General features: G+C 70.0%; 17 protein-coding genes. 9 read left to right on the top strand and 8 right to left on the bottom strand.

Annotated elements, in window-relative coordinates:
• Positions 1-7 precede the first annotated feature (7 nt).
• From LV78_RS23950 to LV78_RS23925, 6 genes are all read right to left on the bottom strand, one after another.
• The gene (locus LV78_RS23950) at positions 8-1,891 is read right to left on the bottom strand and encodes a DEAD/DEAH box helicase (RefSeq protein WP_253847863.1); all 1,884 of its coding nucleotides are present in this window, start codon (positions 1,889-1,891) and stop codon (positions 8-10) included.
• The gene (locus LV78_RS23945; RefSeq protein ID WP_253847862.1) at positions 1,888-3,204 is read right to left on the bottom strand and encodes a ParB/RepB/Spo0J family partition protein; all 1,317 of its coding nucleotides are present in this window, start codon (positions 3,202-3,204) and stop codon (positions 1,888-1,890) included. The genes LV78_RS23950 and LV78_RS23945 overlap by 4 nt, the downstream gene beginning before the upstream one ends.
• Positions 3,205-3,208: 4 nt before the next feature.
• Positions 3,209-3,988, bottom strand: coding sequence for a hypothetical protein (locus LV78_RS23940; RefSeq protein WP_253847861.1), 780 nt, complete (start codon positions 3,986-3,988; stop codon positions 3,209-3,211).
• 226 nt (positions 3,989-4,214) lie between these two features.
• Positions 4,215-4,670, bottom strand: a complete 456-nt coding sequence (locus tag LV78_RS23935; protein ID WP_253847860.1) for a very short patch repair endonuclease — start codon at positions 4,668-4,670, stop codon at positions 4,215-4,217.
• A gap of 7 nt (positions 4,671-4,677) precedes the next feature.
• The gene (locus tag LV78_RS23930) at positions 4,678-5,472 is read right to left on the bottom strand and encodes a GIY-YIG nuclease family protein (RefSeq protein ID WP_253847859.1); all 795 of its coding nucleotides are present in this window, start codon (positions 5,470-5,472) and stop codon (positions 4,678-4,680) included.
• A gap of 12 nt (positions 5,473-5,484) precedes the next feature.
• Entirely contained in the window at positions 5,485-6,723 is a 1,239-nt protein-coding gene (locus tag LV78_RS23925) for a DNA cytosine methyltransferase (RefSeq protein ID WP_253847858.1), read from the bottom strand.
• A 283-nt stretch (positions 6,724-7,006) separates the two neighbouring features.
• On the opposite strand from LV78_RS23925, the gene LV78_RS23920 reads away from it, so the two are divergent.
• Together LV78_RS23920 and LV78_RS23915 are read left to right on the top strand one after the other, a co-directional pair.
• A complete protein-coding gene (locus tag LV78_RS23920; RefSeq protein ID WP_253847857.1) occupies positions 7,007-8,113 on the top strand; it encodes an XdhC family protein in 1,107 nt (368 codons plus the stop codon).
• Between the two features lie 554 nt (positions 8,114-8,667).
• Positions 8,668-9,606 carry an o-succinylbenzoate synthase gene (locus LV78_RS23915; protein WP_253847856.1) on the top strand — a complete coding sequence of 313 codons (939 nt, stop codon included), beginning with the start codon at positions 8,668-8,670 and terminating at the stop codon, positions 9,604-9,606.
• A gap of 210 nt (positions 9,607-9,816) precedes the next feature.
• Here LV78_RS23915 and LV78_RS23910 read toward each other — a convergent pair whose 3' ends face one another.
• The gene (locus LV78_RS23910; protein ID WP_253847855.1) at positions 9,817-11,469 is read right to left on the bottom strand and encodes a DNA repair helicase XPB; all 1,653 of its coding nucleotides are present in this window, start codon (positions 11,467-11,469) and stop codon (positions 9,817-9,819) included.
• A gap of 126 nt (positions 11,470-11,595) precedes the next feature.
• On the opposite strand from LV78_RS23910, the gene LV78_RS23905 reads away from it, so the two are divergent.
• From LV78_RS23905 to LV78_RS23895, 3 genes are all read left to right on the top strand, one after another.
• On the top strand, positions 11,596-12,129 hold the full coding sequence (locus LV78_RS23905; RefSeq protein ID WP_253847854.1) for an LppU/SCO3897 family protein: 534 nt from the start codon (positions 11,596-11,598) through the stop codon (positions 12,127-12,129).
• A gap of 55 nt (positions 12,130-12,184) precedes the next feature.
• A complete protein-coding gene (locus LV78_RS23900; protein ID WP_253847853.1) occupies positions 12,185-12,643 on the top strand; it encodes an LppU/SCO3897 family protein in 459 nt (152 codons plus the stop codon).
• A 92-nt stretch (positions 12,644-12,735) separates the two neighbouring features.
• The gene (locus LV78_RS23895; protein ID WP_253847852.1) at positions 12,736-13,815 is read left to right on the top strand and encodes an LppU/SCO3897 family protein; all 1,080 of its coding nucleotides are present in this window, start codon (positions 12,736-12,738) and stop codon (positions 13,813-13,815) included.
• A gap of 63 nt (positions 13,816-13,878) precedes the next feature.
• Here the strand turns inward: LV78_RS23895 and LV78_RS23890 are convergent, their stop codons facing one another.
• Positions 13,879-14,880 carry an ABC transporter substrate-binding protein gene (locus LV78_RS23890; protein WP_301307220.1) on the bottom strand — a complete coding sequence of 334 codons (1,002 nt, stop codon included), beginning with the start codon at positions 14,878-14,880 and terminating at the stop codon, positions 13,879-13,881.
• A gap of 469 nt (positions 14,881-15,349) precedes the next feature.
• Here LV78_RS23890 and LV78_RS23885 point away from each other — a divergent pair, with 469 nt between their 5' ends.
• The 4 genes from LV78_RS23885 to LV78_RS23870 are packed head-to-tail and all read left to right on the top strand — an operon-like array spanning position 15,350 to position 20,359.
• The gene (locus LV78_RS23885) at positions 15,350-18,571 is read left to right on the top strand and encodes a nitrate- and nitrite sensing domain-containing protein (RefSeq protein ID WP_253847850.1); all 3,222 of its coding nucleotides are present in this window, start codon (positions 15,350-15,352) and stop codon (positions 18,569-18,571) included.
• Entirely contained in the window at positions 18,568-18,987 is a 420-nt protein-coding gene (locus LV78_RS23880; RefSeq protein WP_012783089.1) for a roadblock/LC7 domain-containing protein, read from the top strand. Before LV78_RS23885 ends, LV78_RS23880 begins: the two co-directional genes overlap by 4 nt.
• Before the next feature lie 27 nt (positions 18,988-19,014).
• Positions 19,015-19,770, top strand: a complete 756-nt coding sequence (locus tag LV78_RS23875) for a DUF742 domain-containing protein (protein WP_253847849.1) — start codon at positions 19,015-19,017, stop codon at positions 19,768-19,770.
• Positions 19,751-20,359: a GTP-binding protein gene (locus tag LV78_RS23870; protein WP_012783091.1), complete on the top strand. Its 609-nt coding sequence runs from the start codon at positions 19,751-19,753 to the stop codon at positions 20,357-20,359. Before LV78_RS23875 ends, LV78_RS23870 begins: the two co-directional genes overlap by 20 nt.
• The last annotated feature ends 48 nt before the right edge of the window (positions 20,360-20,407 follow it).

The raw sequence follows: 20,407 nt of genomic DNA, 5'->3' as shown, positions 1-20,407 counted from the left end.
AAGCACCTCAGCCTCCTGACTGGACGTGCTTGGTGATCGAGTGCACGTCGTCCTCGGTGGCGGGCGGCGCGCTGTGGTCCGCGTCCGGCTCCGGGAGCGCGACCTGCACCAGTCCGGGATCGTCCATCAGGGTCGCCAGCGCGGTCACCTTCTCGCGGAGCCTGGTGTTGACCACCTCGTCGATGCTGTCCCGGCTCAGCAGCAGGGTGAACTTGGTGGTCACGCCCTCGGCCAGCCCCAAGCGGTGGATGCGGTCCTGGCTCTGCAGGTAGTGGCCCGCGTTGAACGTCCGGTCCAGGTAGACCGCGTGGTGGCACCAGTGGTGCAGGCTGACCCCCTCACCGCAGGCGGCGGGGTTGGCCAGGAGCACGTGGCACTCGGGGTCGTCGCGGAACCGGTCGAGCTCCCCCTCCCGCGTTCTGGCGCCCGCAGGCGCGCTGTCCACGGGTGGGACCCCGCCGTGGACCATGGCCGGGGAGTGGTCGGACAAGAGCGCGGACAGGGCGTGGAGGTTCTTGATGAACGTCGACCAGACGATGACCTTCTCCCCGCGCGAGGCCGCGTCGGAGACGATGTCGCGCACGTGCTCGTACTTCCACGGCGTCTCGTACTCCCGGTAGCGGTTCAGGAGCTCGGAGATGCGCTCGTCGCCGTTCAGCGGCAGCGGGGGGTGCTCGAAGCCGGACTCGTCGTCCTCGTCCGAACCCGCCACCAGCAGCATCGGGTTCGTCGCCGCTTCCAGCAGGTACATCATGATCCGGCCGAGCCGGACGAACTCGCGGCGGGACAGCTTGTCCAGGCTCAGGGTTCCCCGGTACCGGCCCAGCAGGGCTTCGTAGATCGCCTTCTGGATCGGCCCCATGGGCTTGGAGACGACCTCGAACTCGGTCGGAGGCAGTCCGAGCCCCGACTTGGGGGTGCGCACGAAGTAGCGCGCGACCGCCGCGTGCGCGTCGCGCAGCACGTGGTCCTCGCGGCCGTCGCGCTCGCTGTACACGCTCGGCGGCAGGATCTGCTGGTCCTGGCCGGGGTAGAGGAACCGCACCAGCGCGATCAGGTCGTACGCGCCCTGGGGGGCGGGCGTCCCGGTGAGGACGTCGCGCCGGTCCGCCGCGTACGCCAGGTCCAGCACCGCGCGCCCGTGCACCCCGGAGTCGCCCCGCTTGATCCGGTGCGCCTCGTCGAGGACGACCTGCGTGGCGCGCTGGGTGATCAGGTCCCGGACGCGGTCGTAGTCGGACGCGACGCGGTTGTAGTTCGTCAGGACGATGTCGGCCTCGTCCGGCACGAAGGAGTTGGGGCCCCCGTGCACGACCACCGCGGGCGCGGGGCTCAGGCACACCGCGCTGTCCTCCTTCCAGGACTGGAAGGCGGCGATGGGGGCGATCACCACGAGGCGGTCGACCTGGCCGCGTGCGCGCGCCAGGGCGAAGTTCGCCAGCGCGACGGTCGTCTTGCCCGCTCCCGGCACTGAGAAGTCGGCGCCGTGGGGAAGAGCCGTGATCGTCGCCAGGTTCTCCAGCTGGAAGGGCTTCAGCTCCCGAAGAAAACCGGCCGCCCGCAGCTCGTCGGCGAGCGCGGGCAGGTCAGGCGTGTCGCGTGTGAGCAGGACAGCTTCACGGGCCTTGCGGTCTTGACTCAGCCGCCCCAGGTGCTCCCGCAGGTTCGGGCCGTAGTCGAACTTCGCGCGGAACAGCTTGCCCGCGTCCCGGACGGCGTGCAGCTCTGCGAAGAACACGTCGACCCGGACGTGCATCCGCTTGGGCGAGCCGTCCACCACGCCGCGGGCGAAGGCCTCCTGGAGCCTCGCCCACGCCCCGGAGTCCGCGCCCTGCTGCGCCTCGACGAGCACGACCGGCCTGTCCAGCTGGTGGAGCTCGAACCGGATCAAGAGTCATCCCTCAGCTGCCTGAGCAGCGCGTCCGCCGAATCGAGCTTGGCGGCGAAATCGGCTTCGTCCCACGACGGGTAGGCGCGGGCCTTCGGCAGTGCGGCCAGCGCCTTGCCCAGGTTGGCCAGAGCCCTCTCGACCTGCTTGAGCGGGACCTGCGCGGCGGTTTGGTCCTTGTGGTCCTCGCCGAGGTCGTCGGCGACCACGCTGATCGCGCTCTGCACGCTGCCCAGCGCGTCGCGCACCAGCACCTTGCTGCCGTCGGCGAGCGCGATGGACTCCTCGGGCCTCCGCTGCGCGAGGAAGGAGAGCAGCGCGTCGGTCGGAATCGCGTCGGGCGGAGAACCGAGGACGTCGTCCAGCGGATCGTCGGACTCCGAGCCGTCCGTCTCCTCGGCGACGACCTGCAGAAGCGGTTTGAGGGCGTCGTCCTTGCTGATTTCCTGCCAGACCTGCTGCGAGGCGTCAGGGCGCTGCAGGTTGCGAAGCTTGCGGTACTGGACGTTGGCCAGGGTGCCCAGGTGGTAGACGGACCGCACGCTGTTCGCCTCAGCTGGGGGCTTGCCCTTGATGTGCCTGGTGAGCTCGGTGAAGGCGGACTCGTTGTCGGTGAAGTCGACGTGCAGCCGAGCCCCGTTCGACATGTCCACGATCTGGTGCACCTGCAGGAGCTTCTCGTACGTCGACTGCACGTGGCTGACGCTGCGGTGCATCCGCGCGGCCACGCGCTTGAGGTCCCTGCCCTCCCGGTTGTACAGCTCCTCGATCAGGAACGCCTCGTTGATCCAGGAGTAGCTCTCCCTGAAGTCCCTGGCGATCTGGAGCTCCGCCTCCAGGTCGACGAGCTCGTTCTCGTTCGCGTCCTCCGGCAGCACCAGGCAGTGCACGTACTGGGACTTCAGGTGGTTGTCGTCCTGGTAGAGGGCTCGCAGGGCTGCGGTCCGCCGGTTGCCGTTGATCAGCACGCCTTCGGCGGTGATGATCGCCGGTTCCTGCTGGCCCCGTTCCTTGAGGTCCTCCTTGAGCGGCTCGAACCCCTCCTGCGCAGCCAGGATCCGGTACTGGGACTGCTGGGCCTCATGACCGAGCGGGTCCGCGTCGAACAGGTGGGGGTTGCCCGTCCGGTGCTTCTCGCGGAGCTGCTCGACCGTGGTCCGGTGGTTCATGGTCGAGAAGCGGACCCAGTCCACCTGCACCACGACCTTCGGCAGCTCCTTGTCCGGCCTGGGCCAAGCGGGAACGCTGACCGAGCCGGTCTTGGTGCGGGACTTGAGGAAGGCCACTCTGTCCTGGTCGAGCACGGGGTTCGGCATGGCTTCAGCTCCTGTGGGCGGTCAGTCGGCCTGGGCCGAAGCGGGATGTGATGGCGGTGCGCGTGGAGCCTGCCCGGCGCTGGAAACCCACGTGACCGGTGTAGGCGGGCGCCGTTTCAGCGTTGACGCCGAAGAAGCTGAGCAGCACGGCGGGGAAGCGGCGGGTCAGATCGCCCTGCCAGTTCCACTCGTCGGGCGCAGAGGGGGCGCGATCGGGCATGACGTAGACGCAAGGGGGCGGGATGGAGACGCCGTTGATCGATCTCGACCTGTCCGCCTTGGGGCAGACCCGCTCCGCCGTTCCGCAGGTCTCGTTGTGGAAGATCACGCCGTCGAGATCACCCGGCCGGTCGGTCAGGAAGCGCTGGCGTATGCGGCTGACCCCCCTGTTGATGTGCCAACCGGGGTGCTCCTTCAAGTTCGGGCAGAGCCACCACAGGTAGGTTTCCGAGGCCCAATCGGGAACCTCCCAGCGAACGCTGCTGTGCGCGCCGTCCGGGCAGCCCTTCTGGATGATGGCGACGTCCCCCATGCCCTTGACGGACAGGCGGTAGACGGTGTCGTCGCCGTACTCGGGCAAGGCGAGGTCGGTGATGACGCCCGCTGCCAGCATCTCCCGGAAAATCGACTTCAGGAACTCGCGGCGCTGCGAGTTGCTGGCACTCAACCTGCCACGGATCGATTCGATCGCTGGCAGCAGGGCGTTCTGGTACTCGTCGGCTGTGACGCCGAGCCGTTGCAGCGTCACATCTTCTGCTGCCAGCCCCATGATGATGGCCGACACCCGCTCCACCACCTCTTTGGGCGGTGCTCCGGCATGGCGGCAAGGAGCCGCTTCTTCTACACCCATGACGTCACGTGCATGATAGCCGTCATCAATTCCCCCGAATGGGCTATTCTTTGTTCTCCCGCCCCTGCTGGCGATACACACTAACAGCATGTAAGGGGTGGTCACTCAGGGTGTGAAGACGGCCTCTTCTGCAATCCTCTTGCGGCGGTTCGTCCGCAGCTCAACCGCCTGCCGGGTTATCTCCGACCGGACTGCTCACGCGGCGTTCGCGCACGTGGGCGGCAATGATCTCCGCTGCTGCGGCCAGGTCTTCGTGCTCCCACACGACGGTCAACGACCAACCCGCCTCGGTCAACCGGTGGGCGGTGTCGGCGTCCCTGGCCATGTTCCGCTCCACTTTCTGCGCCCAGTAACCGCTGTTGGCGGTCGGGGCTCGGTAATGCTCCGGGCATCCGTGCCAGAAGCAACCGCGCACCTCGACCGCGACCTTGGCGCTGCGGAACACGATGTCCGCGGTTCTCCGCACGTCCGGCAGCGGACGGGCGCAGACCCGGTACCTGAGGCCCATGGCGTGCAATGCCCGGCGCAGCAGGAGTTCCGGTTTCGTGTCGCGGCTCTTGTTGGCCTGCATGGATTTGCGCGTTGCGCTGGAAGTGGCCCAGGAGTCTTCCGCCATGCCCGACCTACTCCTCGTCATCGTGGAGGCTGAGCTGCTTGTTCTCCGCGTCGGCGGTTTCCTCTTCGGGATCCGACTTGCGCACGTCTCCCACGAGACCGCTGACGTGGATGTGCTCGGGCTTCGGCGCGTCGTGGCCCATGGCGAACGCCAACCGGGTGGCGGCGAGGTGGGCGAGGCGGGCCGCCTGGATCACCAGAACCCTACGCAGTCCGAGGGAGACCTCGCCACGCTCGTGCGCCACGGCGGCAAGCCGGGAGATCGTCTCCGCGCGCCGCGCGATGCGCACATCAGGGTGTCCCCGCTCGGCCCTGGTCTGCTCGCTGATGAGGGTGAAGCGCCTCGACGTGGGGAGATCGGCCAGCAGGTCGGACTGGGTAGGGATCTTCTCGTTCAGGATGGCCTTGAACTTGCTCTTCTCGATCGCGCGGATGTAAGCGCTGTACTCGATCTGATTGAGGTGCTCTTTGGCCGTGCTCTTCTGGGACGCTTCGATCTTCTCGTACTCCCACAGCGGCCAAACTTCCAGTTCGGCCACCTCGAAGACGTCCAGGATGCGCATGGCCACGGCATCGGTCCGCTGATTGCTCAGGTGACGGCGAATGCGCACTCGGAGCTGCTCGTTCGTCTGACCGACGTAGATGGGCTCGCCGTCGTAGTCGTAGAACGCGTAACAACCCCATCGGGCGTCGGCCCACTTGCGGCCTTGGTCGTCTTTCTCGGCCAATGCCTCGTCGAGCAGGTCCAGGAACTCGCGGACCTGCTGCGTGGGAAGGCTCTTCCTTGAAGGTGGGAGCGGCACGCGCCCAGGGTGTCACACGAGCGGGTTGGGCGCTGCGCTTTTCTGCCGCGCTGCGGAAGCCCTCTGCGACGGCCTGTCGGACTTGGCGAACGGCCTCAAGTAGTGCTGGGCCAACCATGCGACGGCAGGAACGCACACCGCGTCACCGAACCCGAAGAGCGCTTGGTTCGGTTTGATGCCCTGCAGTTGGTAGCCGTCGGCTCCCATCAGGCGGGCGTACTCGTTGGACGTCATCCAACGAATTCGGAGAAGCCCGTTACCCGCTTCCACCAGCGCTTGCTTGGAGGAACCGCCGCGGGCCGTGCGCAGGCAGCCTGCGATGTCGTCGGGGCGGATCTCCCATTGCGGCTTGCCCTGCCGGGTCCGGCGGTAAGCCGTTCGGTGAACGGTCTTCTTCCCCGCGAGAAGGGCGGCGAGCCGTTTTTCCTGAATGGGGGAGAGCTGCGCCTTGAAGGAGTCGACCCGCGCCTCGTCCCACCAGAGCACCTCTTCGGAGTCTGCCGGGTCGACCACGGTGGAGAGCGAGAGGTTCTTCGGCGGCGTGATGTCCGGGAGCTTGAAGCGGTGCGTTCTGAGCGGCTTTCCCAGGTAGGTCTTGGGGACCCGCTGCAACCAGGGCGGGCGCAGCATCGGGTTGGGCTCGTCGGCGTTCTCGTCCAGAACGCCCTCGGGTTCGCCCAGCAGGCCCACCACGAACAACCGGGGTCGCGATTGGGGGACGAACCAGCGGGCGTCGAGCGTGATGACGTCAGCGGAATAACCGAGGTCGTTCAGCGCGGAGATCGCGGCTGCCAGGTCCAGGCCGTTGTTGCTCGTCGCGAGGCCGATGACGTTTTCCAACGTCATCACCCGAGGGCGGGATTCCTCCGGCAACTCGCCCAGGATCCTGGTGAACTGGAAGAAAGTCGACGACCGCGCGCCTTCCAGACCCTGGCGGGCACCGGCCAGCGAGACGTCGACGCAAGGGGAGGACGCCCAGGCCAGGTCCATCCGTTCCGGCAGGTGCTCCCCGTTGACCTCGTTGATGTCCTTGAGCGCGAACTGGTGCTCGCCGGGGGCGTCGTCGAAGTTCCGCTGGTACATCTGCTCTTTGGCGGGCTCGATGTCGTTCGACCACGAAACCCGGAAGCCGGCCTTCTCGAGCCCGAGCCTGGCCAGGCCGATGCCTGCGAAGAACTCCGCGGCCGCAGGGCCGATCCTCATGAGCGAGGGCTGCTCCTCCGGAGAGGGCTTCGGCACGGTGCGCACCACGTGGAACCTACCTCCTCCGCATCTGTTTGTCTCGCAACCAGTCGCACTGATGTTCGATTCCGGCCTTTGGGGTGACAACGGGCACACTGCGGCGAGCTTCGGGGTCTTCCGCGAGTCCGCGTCGGCGCAGCAGTGTCGAGGCTGGCAGTTCGCTTGCGCGTTCCTCAGCTCACATCAGGTGACTTCGGTTTCACGCGCACGAGCTTTTTCGCCGCTCTGGGGTCGACCGGTGAGCATGTGGCATAAAGAGGTGCACTTGGCGGGCTGAACCAGGAGGTCGGCTGTGCGCGACGTGCTCCCCGACCTGGTCAAGCGGGTCGCCGGTGGTGAGGTCGTCGGGGTGGGGACGGTGGTCGCCACGTTCAGCTCGGCGCCACGGCCGCCCGGTGCGGCGATGCTCGTCGGCGCGGACGGGAGCGCCGTGGGCAGCGTGTCCGGCGGGTGCGTCGAGGGGGCGGTGCACGAGCTGGCGCTGGGGGTCGTCGGGGACGGGGTTCCGGTGCTGCGGCGGTTCGGGGTCAGCGACGACGACGCGTTCGACGTCGGGCTCACCTGCGGCGGGATCATCGACGTGTACGTGGAGGCGGTGTCGGCGGTCGGGTTCCCCGAGCTGCCGCTGGTCGACGCTTCGGTGCGGGCCGGGGAGGCGGTGGCCGTGGCGACGGTCGTGGAGCACCCGGACCGCGTCGGCGCCCGGCTGGTGGTGTGGCCGGACCGGGTGGCGGGCGGGCTCGGGTCGGCGCGGGTGGACGACGCCGTGGCCGACGACGCGCGCGGGCTGCTCGCGGCGGGGCGCAGCGGCGTCCTGCGGTACGGGCCGGACGGGCAGCGGCGGGGCGAGGGCCTGGCGGTGTTCGTGAACTCCTTCGAGCCGCCGCCGAGGCTGCTGGTGTTCGGCGCGATCGACTTCGCCGCCGCGATGGCCCGCCTCGGCGCGTTCCTTGGCTACCGCGTGACCGTCTGCGACGCCCGCCCGGTCTTCGCCACCGCGGCCCGCTTCCCGCAGGCGGACGAGGTGGTCGTCGACTGGCCGCACCGCTACCTGGCCGCCGAGGCGGCGGCGGGGCGGGTCGACCGGCGCACGGCGGTGGCGGTGCTGACGCACGACCCGAAGTTCGACGTGCCCCTGCTGGAGGTGGCCCTGCGGCTGGACCTGGGGTACGTGGGCGCGATGGGCTCGCGCCGGGCGCACCGCGACCGGGTCGAGCGGCTGCGGGCGGCGGGGGTGGGGGAAGCGGAGCTGGAGCGGCTGTCGTCGCCGATCGGGCTGGACCTGGGGGCGCGGACGCCGGAGGAGACGGCGGTGTCGATCGCGGCGGAGATGATCTCGCTCCGGTGGGGCGGCGGGGGCGCGCGGTTGACGGTGACGGAGGGGGCGATCCACCGGTGAGCGGGGGATGCGGTGGCGATGAGGAGCGGTGAGAGGCGGTGAGGGGAGCAGTGCGCGCGGAACCGCGAACGCTGCTGCGCTGGACCGGGATGGGCGGGGCTGGACCGCGTGTGACCGGGATGGACAGGGCTGCGCTGGCCCGCTCAGGGCTGGACGAGCAGTTCAGGCCGAGTGCGCGGATATAACTGCCAACTGTTGATTGTCAACAGTTGGCAGTTCGGGGTGAGCCGCTGGAGCGACCTGGGAACGAGGACAGGGCGGCCTGGTGGTGCTCGGCTGCGGGACTGGCCGGGCGGTGGTGAGCTGCGGGCTGGCCGCGTGGTGGCCAGCCGCCAGCCGCCAGCCGCCAGCCGCCGACCGCCAGCCGCCAGCTGCCAGCCGCCAGCCGCTGGCAGCTGACCGCCAGCCTGGTGGTGGTTGGTCGTGTGATGGGCCGCCTGGCGCGCCTCCGCCCGGTGCGGCTGCCCCGCGACGAGTGGCTGCCCAGCTGTTCGGCGACCACGCGGCCGGACGTCGCCCCCTCGCCCCCGCCCCTCCCGATCTAGCATCGCCTGGTGTTCGTCTACTCGATCCCCATGCGCACCCGGTTCCGCGGCATCACCGTCCGCGAGGGCGTGCTGCTGGAGGGGGAGCGCGGGTGGGGGGAGTTCTGCGCCTTCCTCGACTACTCCGACGCCGAGTGCGCTCCCTGGCTCGACTGCGCCGTCGAGGCGGCCGAGGTCGGCTGGCCCGCGCCGGTGCGCGAGCGGGTCGCGGTGAACTGCACCGTGCCCGTCGTGTCGCCCGAGCGGGCGCACGCCCTCGTCGCCGCCTCCGGGTGCGGCACCGCCAAGGTCAAGGTCGCCGACCCCGGCGCGCCGCTCGGCGAGGACCTCGAACGGGTCGCCGCGGTCCGGGACGCGCTCGGGCCCGGTGGCGCCGTGCGGGTCGACGCCAACGCCGCCTGGGACGTGGACACCGCCGTCGCCGCCATCCGCGCGCTCGACCGCGCCGCCGGCGGGCTGGAGTACGTCGAGCAGCCCTGCCGCACGGTCGAGGAGCTGGCCGCCGTGCGCCGCCGGGTGGACGTGCGCGTCGCGGCCGACGAGTCCATCCGGCGCGCCGAGGACCCCCTGCGGGTCGCGGTCGCGGGCGCCGCCGACGTGGCGGTGATCAAGGTCGCCCCGCTGGGCGGGGTCCGGCGGGCGCTGCGGGTGGCCGAGGCGTGCGGGCTGCCGTGCGTGGTGTCGTCGGCGGTGGAGACGTCGGTCGGCATGGCGGCCGGGCTCGCGCTCGCGGGCGCGCTGCCCGAGCTGGACTTCGCCTGCGGCCTCGGCACCCTGCCCCTGCTGGACGGCGACGTCGCCACCGGCTCGCTCGTCCCCGTCGACGGCTGGCTGCCGGTCCCGGCGACGCCCCCGCTCCCGGACCGCGCCGAGGAGTTCGCCGCCGACCGGGAGACCACCCTGCGGTGGCGGGAGCGCCTGGCGCGGGTCGAGCGGCTGCGCGGCTGAGAACCGACCGGGAACCGACCGCGAATCGCTCGAACCCACCCGGAAAACCACCCGCCGGGTGATCGAGTTCCGCCACGCCCCCGGAAAACGATCACCCGGCCAATCCGCGACACCCCGTTGACGCCCGAACACGCAATCGCGCGCGAATCCGGCGAAATCCGCGAAGAACTAGCCTGTTCAGTCGCCGTCACCCCGCTAAACGGGTGAAGATCAACCGATCTTCGGCCCCAGAAGATCATCCGCGTCGACGATCCGGTACGCGTATCCCTGCTCCGCAAGGAACCGCTGCCGGTGCGCCGCGTAATCGGTGTCCAGCGTGTCCCGCGAGACCACCGAGTAGAAGTGCGCCTGCCGCCCGTCCGCCTTCGGCCGCAGCAACCGCCCCAACCGCTGCGCCTCCTCCTGCCGCGACCCGAACGTCCCCGACACCTGCACCGCCACCGACGCCTCCGGCAGGTCGATCGAGAAGTTCGCGACCTTCGACACCACCAGCGTGCTGATCTCCCCGCGCCGGAACGCGTCGAACAGCTCCTCGCGCTCCTTGTTCTTCGTCGCCCCCTGCACCACCGGGGCCCCCAGCGCCTCGCCCAGCTCCTCCAGCTGGTCCAGGTACGCGCCGATCACCAGCGCGGGCTCGCCGGGGTGCTTGTCCAGCACCGCCTTCACCACCGGCAGCTTCGTCCGCGCCGTCGAGCAAAGCTTGTACCGCTCCTCGGGCTCGGCCGTCGCGTACCCGAGCCGCTCGGCGTCGGTCAGCGTCACCCTGACCTCGGTGCACTCGGCGGGCGCGATCCAGCCCTGCGCCTCGATGTCCCGCCACGGCACGTCGAACCGCTTGGGCCCGATCAGGGAGAACACCTCCCCCTCCTGCCCGTCCTCGCGCACCAGCGTCGCCGTCAGCCCGAGCCTCCGCCGGGACTGGAGGTCGGCGGTCATCCGGAACACCGGCGCGGGCAGCAGGTGCACCTCGTCGTAGACGATCAGGCCCCAGTCCCGCGAGTCGAACAGCTCCAGGTGCTTGTACTCGCCCTTCGACTTCCGGGTGATCACCTGGTAGGTGGCGATCGTCACCGGGCGGATCTCCTTGCGCTCGCCCGAGTACTCGCCGATCTCGTCCTCGGTCAGCGAGGTCCGCGCGATCAGCTCCCGCTTCCACTGCCGCCCGGCGACCGTGTTCGTCACCAGGATCAGCGTGGTCGCCCCGGCCTCGGCCATCGCCGCCGCGCCGACCATCGTCTTGCCCGCCCCGCAGGGCAGCACCACGACCCCGGACCCGCCCGCCCAGAACGCCTGCGCGGCCAGCCGCTGGTAGTCCCGCAGCCGCCAGCCCTCCTCGACCAGGTCGATCGGGTGCGCCTCGCCGTCCACGTACCCGGCGAGGTCCTCGGCGGGCCAGCTCGCCTTGAGCAGCAGCTGCTTGAGCCTGCCTCGCTCGCTCGGGTGAACCACGACCGTGTCGTCGTCGATCCGCGCGCCGAACATCGGCTTGATCTTCTTGTGCCGCAGCACCTCCTCCAGCACCGCCCGGTCGAGCGACTGGAGCACCAGGCCGTGCGCGGGGTGCGTGGTGAGCTGGAGCCTGCCGTAGCGCCCCATGACGTCGACCACGTCCACCAGCAGCGGCTGCGGCACCGGGTAGCGGGAGAACCGCACCAGCGCGTCCACGACCTGCTCGGCGTCGTGCCCGGCGGCCCGCGCGTTCCACAGCGCCAGCGGCGTCACGCGGTACGTGTGCACGTGCTCGGGGGCCCGCTCCAGCTCGGCGAACGGCGCGATGGCCGCCCGCGCCTCGTCGGCCGCCGGGTGGTCGACCTCCAGCAGCAGGGTCTTGTCCGACTGGACGATCAGGGGGCCGTCGGTCACGGGCGCGCTCCTCCTCGGTTCGGGTGCGTGTGGGGTGCGGGCGTTCCCCCCAGTGTGCGCGCCGGGCGCAAGTACGCTGTCCCGCGCCGTGGCCAGCGAGGTCGCGCAGCGACACCCGAGGTGGTCATGAGCAGCGACGACGCCAGGAACGACACCGGCGGCGGCAAGCCCGCGCCCAACCGCAAGGTCATCGTCATCGCGGCCGTGGCGGTGGTCGTGCTGGCCATCGCCGGGTACGCGGTCTACGCCCTCACCGGCTCCGGGACGGCGGCGGGCGAGTGCGTCCGGATCACCGGTGCGGACGGCGACAAGCTCGCGGTCACCCCGGACGACTGCGGCGCGGACCTGGCCAACTTCCGGGTCGGCAAGGTCGTGGACGGCGCCGACGCGCCCTGCCCCGAGGAGGGCGTCTACACCGAGGCGCGCGGCTCGGGCTCCAGCACGCTCTGCCTGCTGCCGAACATGGTCGAGGGCGCCTGCTACGGCCCGGACGACCGGGGCTTCGGCGGCCTGGTGAGGTCCGGCTGCACCGGCGAGGCGACGATCAAGGTGACCAAGGTCATCGAGGGCTCCACCGACACCTCCGGCTGCCCCGACGGCGCGGGCATGTCCTACCCCGAGCCGCCCATCACGTTCTGCGTCGTCCCGGCCGACCTGTAACCGGTAGGGGTGAACCCGCTCAACCGCGCCGAGGGATTGTGCCGATGCCCCGTCCATGAGAGAGAGCGGATGGCTGATCGGCGCGGCGGCGCTGGTCCTGGCCGGGGGCTGGCTGCTGGCCGCCCCCACGGCGGGTGAGGACCTGCCCAGCGCGGGCGACTGCGCGAGCTTCGTCGGCACGGCGGACGCCCCCGGCTACGCGGCCCAGGACTGCGGGGCGGAGCAGGCGAACGCGCGCGTGCTCGGCGTGGCCGAGGTCGCGGACGCCTGCCCCGGTTCCCACGCGCGGCCCACGGCGGGCGGCGCGGTGTGCCTCGGACCCAACCTCGTGGCGGGCCACTGCTACCGGGACGACCTCCAGATGGGCCTCGTCCGAGTGACATGCGACACGTTTGGGGCGGTCAAAGTCCTGAAAGTGGCAAACAGCACATTTCCGTGCGAAGAGGGTGATCCGCTCACCCTCGGCGACCGCTCGATCGCGTTCTGCGTAACTCGCGCCGCCGACGCGCGGTAGCGGACGCGGGCGCGCGCGCCGTCCGGCGAGGCGTGCCACCCCGCCCGGTCGGGGATACGTTCTCCGGGTCCGCCCCGCGAGAGGACGACCCGGTGACCACGCCCCCAGAAGGCCCGCAAGACCCCTGGCAGCCCTCCTGGCGGCCGGAGCCCGAGCGGCGGCCGTCAGACCCCGGACCGGCCGTCGACCCACCTCAGCGGGCCGCTCAGCCCGCCTTCCCCTCCCAGGACACCCCCTGGGGTGCGCGAACCGGCTCCGACCGGCTCCCGGACGACCCGCCCGACGCGCGGATCGACCCGTGGGCCGCCCCGCAGACCGACCCGCAGACCGACCCGAGGTCCGAGCCCGAGACCCCGCCGAGCGGTCTCGCGCAGTTCGGCTTCACCGGTTCCGCGCCGGACCAATCCGCGTTCACAGTGAATGGCGCGATTTCCACTCAATCGGAATTCCCAGGTCAGCGGGGCCCTTCGCGCTTTCCCGATTTCCAGGGCCGCGAACCGTCGGCGCCACCGCCGTTCGACGATTCCCAGGGTTACCCGGTGCTCGTCCAACCGCTCGGTTCCGGAAGCCTGCCCGCGCCCGAGGTCCGCTACCGGCAGCCCTGGGGGCAGGCTGACCAGGAACAACACCCCCACGACCCGGTGGTCGCCCCCAGGCGCGGCCTGGCGGGCCGCACCAAGGCCGTGCTCGCGCTGGCCGCCGCGGTGCCCCTCGCCGCCGTCGTCGCCCTGTCCTTCGGCGGCGGGGACCGCCGCGCCGCCGTGGCCGACGCCGAGGTGGGCGACTGCCTCAAGGTGAACGAGGTCAGCCGCGACAGCGCCGACGTGGAAATGGTCGACTGCGCCGCCGGTGACGCCGCCTACCGCGTCGCCGTGAACCTCCCCGAGACCGATCGCTGCCCGCCCGGTGATTACGACGAGTACATCCGAGGAGGGGCGGGCAACAGGGGTTTTCGGCTTTGTCTGATGCTGAACGCCACGGACGGTGATTGCTTCAAGGAGGAAGGCGGCATCGCCGTCGGCAAGACCACAAAGGTCCGCTGCGGCTCCGGGGCGACGTACAAGGTCGCAAAGGCGCACTCGGGCACGGTTGACGAACTCGTCTGCGAATTCGACGAGAACCCACGCCTCTACCCGACGCCGCCGACCACCCTCTGCATCACCGACCCGTAAAGCAAAGGAGCCCTTCCGGACAGCGGGAAGGGCTCCTCGGCGGGATCTCGCGGGGAAACGGGCTCAGCCGGTGCTGGCCGTTCCCTCGGGCAGCAGGACCTGCACGTCCAGCTTGCCCACCAGCACGTCGGCGGTGTCCATCATGTCCGCGACGCGCTGGAGCCGCACCGAGTTGAGCGACACCGGGAAGGTGCCGATCGACACGAGCGCCGCGGTCTGCTGGTCGACGTCGATGTAGCTGGTCAGGACGTCCTGCACGGCCAGCTTGTCGTCCGACGCGGCCTGCTGGGCCTCCTGCAGGAGCGAGCGGAACAGCTTGAGGGTCTGCGGGTTGGCGTCGGCGAACTTCTTGCTCGACGCGTAGCCCGACATGGGGAAGTCCTGGGTGGGGCCGGTCGCGGTGTCGGTGATGACGCGGGCGCCGACCTCGCGCTGGGCCTTGGTGATGTAGGGCTCCATCATCCACGCGGCCTGGACCTTGTCCGCCTTCAGGTCGTTGACCATCTGCGCGAACGGCATGGTGACCAGGTCCACGCTGGACTGCTGGACGCCCGCGGTCTGGAGCACCGACGTCGTCGTCAGGGCGCCGAGGTCCTTCGTGCTGTCCACCGCGATCTTCGGCTTCCTGGTCGCGGCCTTCGCCTTGATCTTCTCCGCGCTGTCGTACTGGGCGTTCGTGGTGACCAGGGCCATCGAGTTCGTCCCGGCCTGGTAGGCCTCGCCCTGGATCTGGAGCTCGGTGCCCTCCGCGACCTTGCTGAACAGCTTCACGTGGCTGCCCCACGTGATGTCCAGCGTGCTGTCGAGCTGCTTGAGGCCTTCGTCTTCGCTGCTCACGTCCACCAGCTGGACCTGGAGCCCGGCGCGCTCGAAGAGCTTGTTGTTGAGCGCGAGCTTGAGCGGAGCGACGTCGACCACGGGCAGGACCCCGATCCTGAGCGTGTTGCGCTCGAGAGCGGGTGTCTCGTCCCCGGAGGTACCCGGCAGCAGTCCGCAAGCCGACAGGGTCGTTGCGCAGACGATCAACGCTGCGGCGCGACGGAGAACACGCGCTGGGGTAGGCATGGCACCTCGTTGGTGGTTGACCTCTGGAACGGGTCTATTTTGATCTACGGAATTGGGTCGACGAACGTCGACGTTCGTGGATGGTAACCACCCGTAGGTATGAAAAGACAGCCCCAACCCGATACGGTGAGTGCTTCCGAAGGCTTCCGTAGGGTAGGGGGCTGGCACTACCATCCGCCTCTGTGGCACTGCACCGCGAGTTGTGCGGAGCGGACGGCGCCGGGGCGGGGTGCCTAGCCAGGGCTACCACCTATGTGCTGCAATTCGGCCCGATTTCGAGTCCATGCTTCGGTCCTGGGGAGAGGCCGAGGAACACTGCTGCTGGAAGAGGAAGCCCAGGGTGGCCCGACGAGAGAGAGGTTCCGGCCAGTCAGGCGTGGGGAAACCACCACGTACCGAAAGCCCTGAAATGGGTGACGGACTGGCTGCGCTGCGTGATGGAACTGTGACTGAATCAACGGGAACCGGGTTGACGACAGGCGTTCGGCAGGGGGAAGCGCGCAGCGCTTCGTGGCGGCTGCAGAACTGGCGCCTGCCCACCAAGCTGGGGGCTGTCCTTCTCATCCCGACCGTGGCGGCGCTCGCCCTCGGCGGCCTGCGGGTGCAGTCCGACCTGGCGAACGCCACCCAGTTCAGTCGACTGGCCAACCAGGTTCAGTTGGAGACCGCGGTCGCGGACCTGGTGCACCAGCTCCAGCGCGAGCGCGACCTCAGCACGTGGTATGTGGCGTCGAGCAAGCAGATCGAGAGCATCGCGCTGGACCGGCAGATGGACCGGGTCAACGCCGCCGTCGAAACGCTGAAGAGCAAGATCATCGACCTGAGCGGGGACTTGGCCCCGGAGACGGTCGAGCGGTTCCGCGGCACGGCCGAGCAGCTCACCCGGCTGAACAGCCTCCGCAGCGCGGTCCGCGAGACGGAGTACCCGTCCGAAGCGGTCATGCGCGCCTACTCGGACTCCGTCGAGAGCCTCCTGGACCTGGGTGAGCAGGCCATCGGTGGCATCGACGACCCGGAGGTGGCACGGCTCCACCTGGCCACGAACGCCATGGCCCGCATCAAGGAGCAGGAGTCGCAGAAGCGCGGCGTCCTGTTCGACGTCTTCCAGCGCGGCAGCTTCGCGGCCAACCAGGAGCGCGGCCTCCTGGCCGTGGACGCCGAGCTGGAGGCGGCGCGCAACGACTTCCGCAAGTCCGCGACGCCCGACCAGGCCAAGATCTACGACGACACCGTCACCGGTCTCATCATCGACACGGCCAACAACATGAAGGAGACGGCGCTCAACCTCGCCGGCTCCACCAACGGGTTCGGCGACCTCAGCCCCAAGGGCTGGGACGTGTCCTCCACCCTGACGGTCAACAAGACCCGCCAGGTGGAGGTCATGCTGATCGAGCAGCTGCAGAGGCTGAGCGACGAGCGCACCGGCGAGGCTCGCGCCGCCGCGTTCTACGACTCCGGCATCGTGCTCGGCGCCCTGCTCATGGCGCTCGTCATGGCGCTGTTCGTCGCGCGCTCGATCCTCAACCCGCTGCGCCTGCTGCGCCGCACGGCGCTCGACGTGGCGGACAAGGGCCTGCCGGAGGCGGTCGAGAAGATCCTCGCCGACCCGAACCCGCAGGAAGCCGCCAAGACCGCCATCGCTCCGGTGCCCATCACCACGCGCGAAGAGGTCGGCCAGGTGGCGCGGGCGTTCGACGCGGTGCACGGCGAGGCGGTCCGACTGGCCGCCGAGCAGGCGATGCTCCGCGACAACGTCAACGCGATGTTCGTCAACCTGTCCCGCCGGTCGCAGGCGCTCGTCGAGCGCCAGCTGAACCTGATCGACCGGCTGGAGCAGGACGAGCAGGACCCGGACCAGCTCGCCAGCCTGTTCGAGCTGGACCACCTCGCGACGCGAATGCGCCGCAACAGCGAGAACCTGCTGGTGCTCTCGGGCACCGACCTGTCCCGGCGGCTCACCCGCCCGGTCCCCGTCGCCGAGGTCCTCGGCGCCGCGGTGTCCGAGGTCGAGCAGTACGCCAGGGTCCAGGTCGGCCAGACCCCGGAGCTCACCGTCCAGGGCCGCGCGGTCAACGACCTCGTGCACCTGATCGCGGAGCTGCTCGACAACGCGACCGCCTTCTCGGACCCGGTGACCAAGGTCACCGTGCGCACGGCCCGCACCCGCAAGGGCGAGCTGGCCATCGAGATCCAGGACCGCGGCGTCGGCATGAGCGAGCAGGACCTGCGCGACGCCAACGAGCGGCTGGCCAACCCGCCGGACGTGGACGTCGCCGTCTCCCGCCGCATGGGCCTGTACGTGGTCGCGCGGCTGGCCAAGCGGCACGACGTCAAGGTCAGGCTGCGGGGCAACGAGGACATCGAGGGCGGCACCACCGCGCTCGTCACCGTCCCCGAGGCGCTGGTCACCTCGGCCGGTCAGACCGCCCACCCGATGGGCGCCGACCTGATCGGCTCGACCAGCGCACCGGCACCGAGCGCCTTCCCGAGCCCGAACACCGCCCAGCGCGCCAGCGGCATCGCGGGCGCCTTCGGCGGCGGCAACGGCACGGCGGGCGTGACGACCAGGCACGACGAGGAGTCCAGCTACCCGGCGGTCAGCTTCATGTCGACCGACGTGGACGCCGACGCGACCCGCGCGCCCTACCGGGCCGAGGTGCCGCAGGAGACCTCCGCGGAGATCTCCCAGGCGTCCTGGCTGCCCATGGTCGAGGAGCCGCAGGCCCCAGCGGTGGCGCGGGACGCGCAGAACGAGCCCACGGGCACGTTCGGCTCGCCCACCCTCTTCACCGCCTACGAGGACCGCGACGCCCCGGTCGCCGAGCACGAGCACGGCTACCAGACCACCCAGTTCCCGGCCGTGAACGACTCGGTGGACGCGTTCGCGCCGTTCGCCGCGCCGCTGCCGGAACCGGAGCCTGAGCCGGAGCCCGAGCCCGAGCCGGAACCCGTCGTCTTCCAGCGCAGCAGCGCCCCGAGGGCGTCCGCGCCCGCGCGGCCCGTGGTGGACGACACCCCGACGGAGCGCCTCCCGATCTACGAGGCGGTCCTGTCCCAGTGGTTCCAGTCGGTGGGCAGCGAGACCTCCGCGTCGACCACCCAGGCCGTTCCGCCCGCCCCGGCCGCACCCGCTCCGCGCCCCGCGCGGCAGGATGTGCAGCCGGAACCCCAGCGGGAGGAGGCCCCTCTGCCCACGCGCAAGCCACGCCCGGTGTCGGAGCAGGCCCCGGAAGCCGCCGCCCCGAGCAGCAACATCGAGAACGGTCTGCCCAAGAGGCAGCCCGGTTCGCAGAGCAACATGTCCAAGCGCACACTGGAGACGAGCAGGGTGAGCGAGCCGGAGGCCGTCCAGGCCGAACCGGCGGCAAAGGCGAGCCCCGCGTCCGTCTGGCAGTCGCCCGCGGACGAGGGCTGGCAGGCCGCGCAGTCCCTGCTCAGCAGCACCCCCGACGCCACGACGCAGGCAGGGCTTCCGAAGCGGAAGCCCAAGGCTCAGCTTGTGCCGGGCAGCGCCGCGCCCCTCGCGGGCGCGACGCAGCAACCGCAGCAGCCCCCGCTGCCACCACGATCGGCAGATGTCATTCGTGGACGCATGTCCAGTCTTCAGCAGGGCGTCCGTCGGGGGCGGCACGCGCTGATCGACGCTTACGCTGGTGACATGTCGAGCCGGCAAGACGAGGAGCAGGAGTGACGACCGCAGCTCAGCCAGGAAGCTTTGGTTGGCTTATCACCGACTTCGTGCGTCGGGTTCCCGGCGTCGCGCATTCCGTTGTGGTGTCGGCGGACGGGCTTCTGCTCGCCGGCTCCCAGGGACTGCCGAGGGACCGCGCCGAGCAGCTCTCCGCTGTGGCCTCTGGCCTGGTGAGCCTCACCACAGGCGCCGCCAGGTGCTTCGAGGCGGGCACGGTGAACCAGACCGTGGTGGAGATGGAGCGGGGCTACCTGTTCCTGATGTCCATCAGCGACGGCTCCTGCCTCGCGGTGCTCGCAGCCCCGAACTGCGACATCGGTCTGGTCGCCTACGAGATGACCCTGCTGGTCGAGCGAGTCGGCCAGCAGCTCACCCCGGAGCTGCGCGCGCAGCTCCAGGGCGTGGTTCGGCGGTAGACCTCATGAGATCGTGGGGGTGAGTAAATGGCTGAACGATCTGGCGCTGACGGCCGTGCCTTCGGTAGGAACTTCAACTACCAGGAATGGGCGACCGGCGGATTCCGGTTCGTGGAGCCGGATGCTCATCCCGCACAGGACGAGGAAGCCGAGGACGCACCCGGCCCGTGGGACGGCAGGGCGGAGCAGGCCCGAAGAGCACGGGACGAAGGAACAGAGCAGGGGCAAGGCGATATGGCTCAGCGTGAGGTTGAAGACTCGTCGTACGACTACGACGACGTTCCCAACCGATTCGACATCGACGGGTACGGCAGCGGCCTGTTCGGAGGTCCGGGTGCCGACCTGTTCGGTGCCCACGGCTTGCCCGAGAGCGTGCCGGAGCAGCTCCCGTACACAACCGGACCTCAGCCGGTCGTGCGGCAGGAGGAGCACCCGGCGGCCGAATCAGGCTCGTTGGTCCGCCCGTACACCCGGACCGGCGGCCGAACCCGGCCCGACTACGACCTGGCGATCGAGGCGCTGATCTCCACCAGCGAACGAGGACTCGAACGTGACGCGGCGGTGCTCCCCGAGCACCGCTCGATCTGCGGGCTGTGCACCGACACCAGGTCGGTGGCCGAGGTCGCCGCGCTGCTCCGGCTTCCGCTGGGCGTGGCGCGAGTGCTCATCGGCGACATGGCCAGCATGGGTTTGGTTTTGATTCACCAGGGCGGCATGGTTGTGGGGGACAAGCCGTCCATCGATTTCCTTGAGAGGGTGCTCAGTGGGCTTCGCAGGCTCTAGCCCCAACGCCGCCGCAGAAGGCGCACGGAAGCCTACGACCTCCGCGAAGATCGTGGTGGCCGGCGGCTTCGGCGTGGGCAAGACGACGTTCGTCGGCTCCGTGTCGGAGATCGTGCCGCTGACCACCGAGGCGGTGATGACGGAGGCCAGTGCGGGGGTCGACGACCTCTCCGCAACGCCCAACAAGGTCACCACCACGGTCGCGATGGACTTCGGCCGAGTCTCGTTGGACAGCGACCTGATCCTGTACCTGTTCGGTACGCCCGGTCAGCACCGCTTCTGGTTCATGTGGGACGACCTCGTGCGGGGCGCCATCGGCGCCATCGTGCTGGTCGACACCCGCAGGCTGGCCGACGCGTTCGCTTCGATCGACTTCTTCGACGACCGGCAACTGCCGTACGTCGTCGGGGTCAACTGCTTCGACGGTCTGCTCCACCACCGCATCGAGGACGTCCGCGAGGCTCTGACGATCGACCAGTCGGTCCCGATCGTCACCTGCGACGCCCGCAACCGGCAGTCGACCAAGCAGACGCTCATCACGCTGGTCGAGCACGCGATGCGCCAGTGGATGTCCGTTCGCGCGGGCTGAACCGGCTCCTGACGGCCTGAAGGGCGGCTCCCCACTGGGGAGCCGCCC

Source organism: Actinosynnema pretiosum (genome assembly GCF_024171695.1).
In the GTDB taxonomy this organism is placed as follows: Bacteria; Actinomycetota; Actinomycetes; order Mycobacteriales; family Pseudonocardiaceae; genus Actinosynnema; species Actinosynnema pretiosum.
This window is presented reverse-complemented; position numbering and strand designations above follow the sequence as displayed.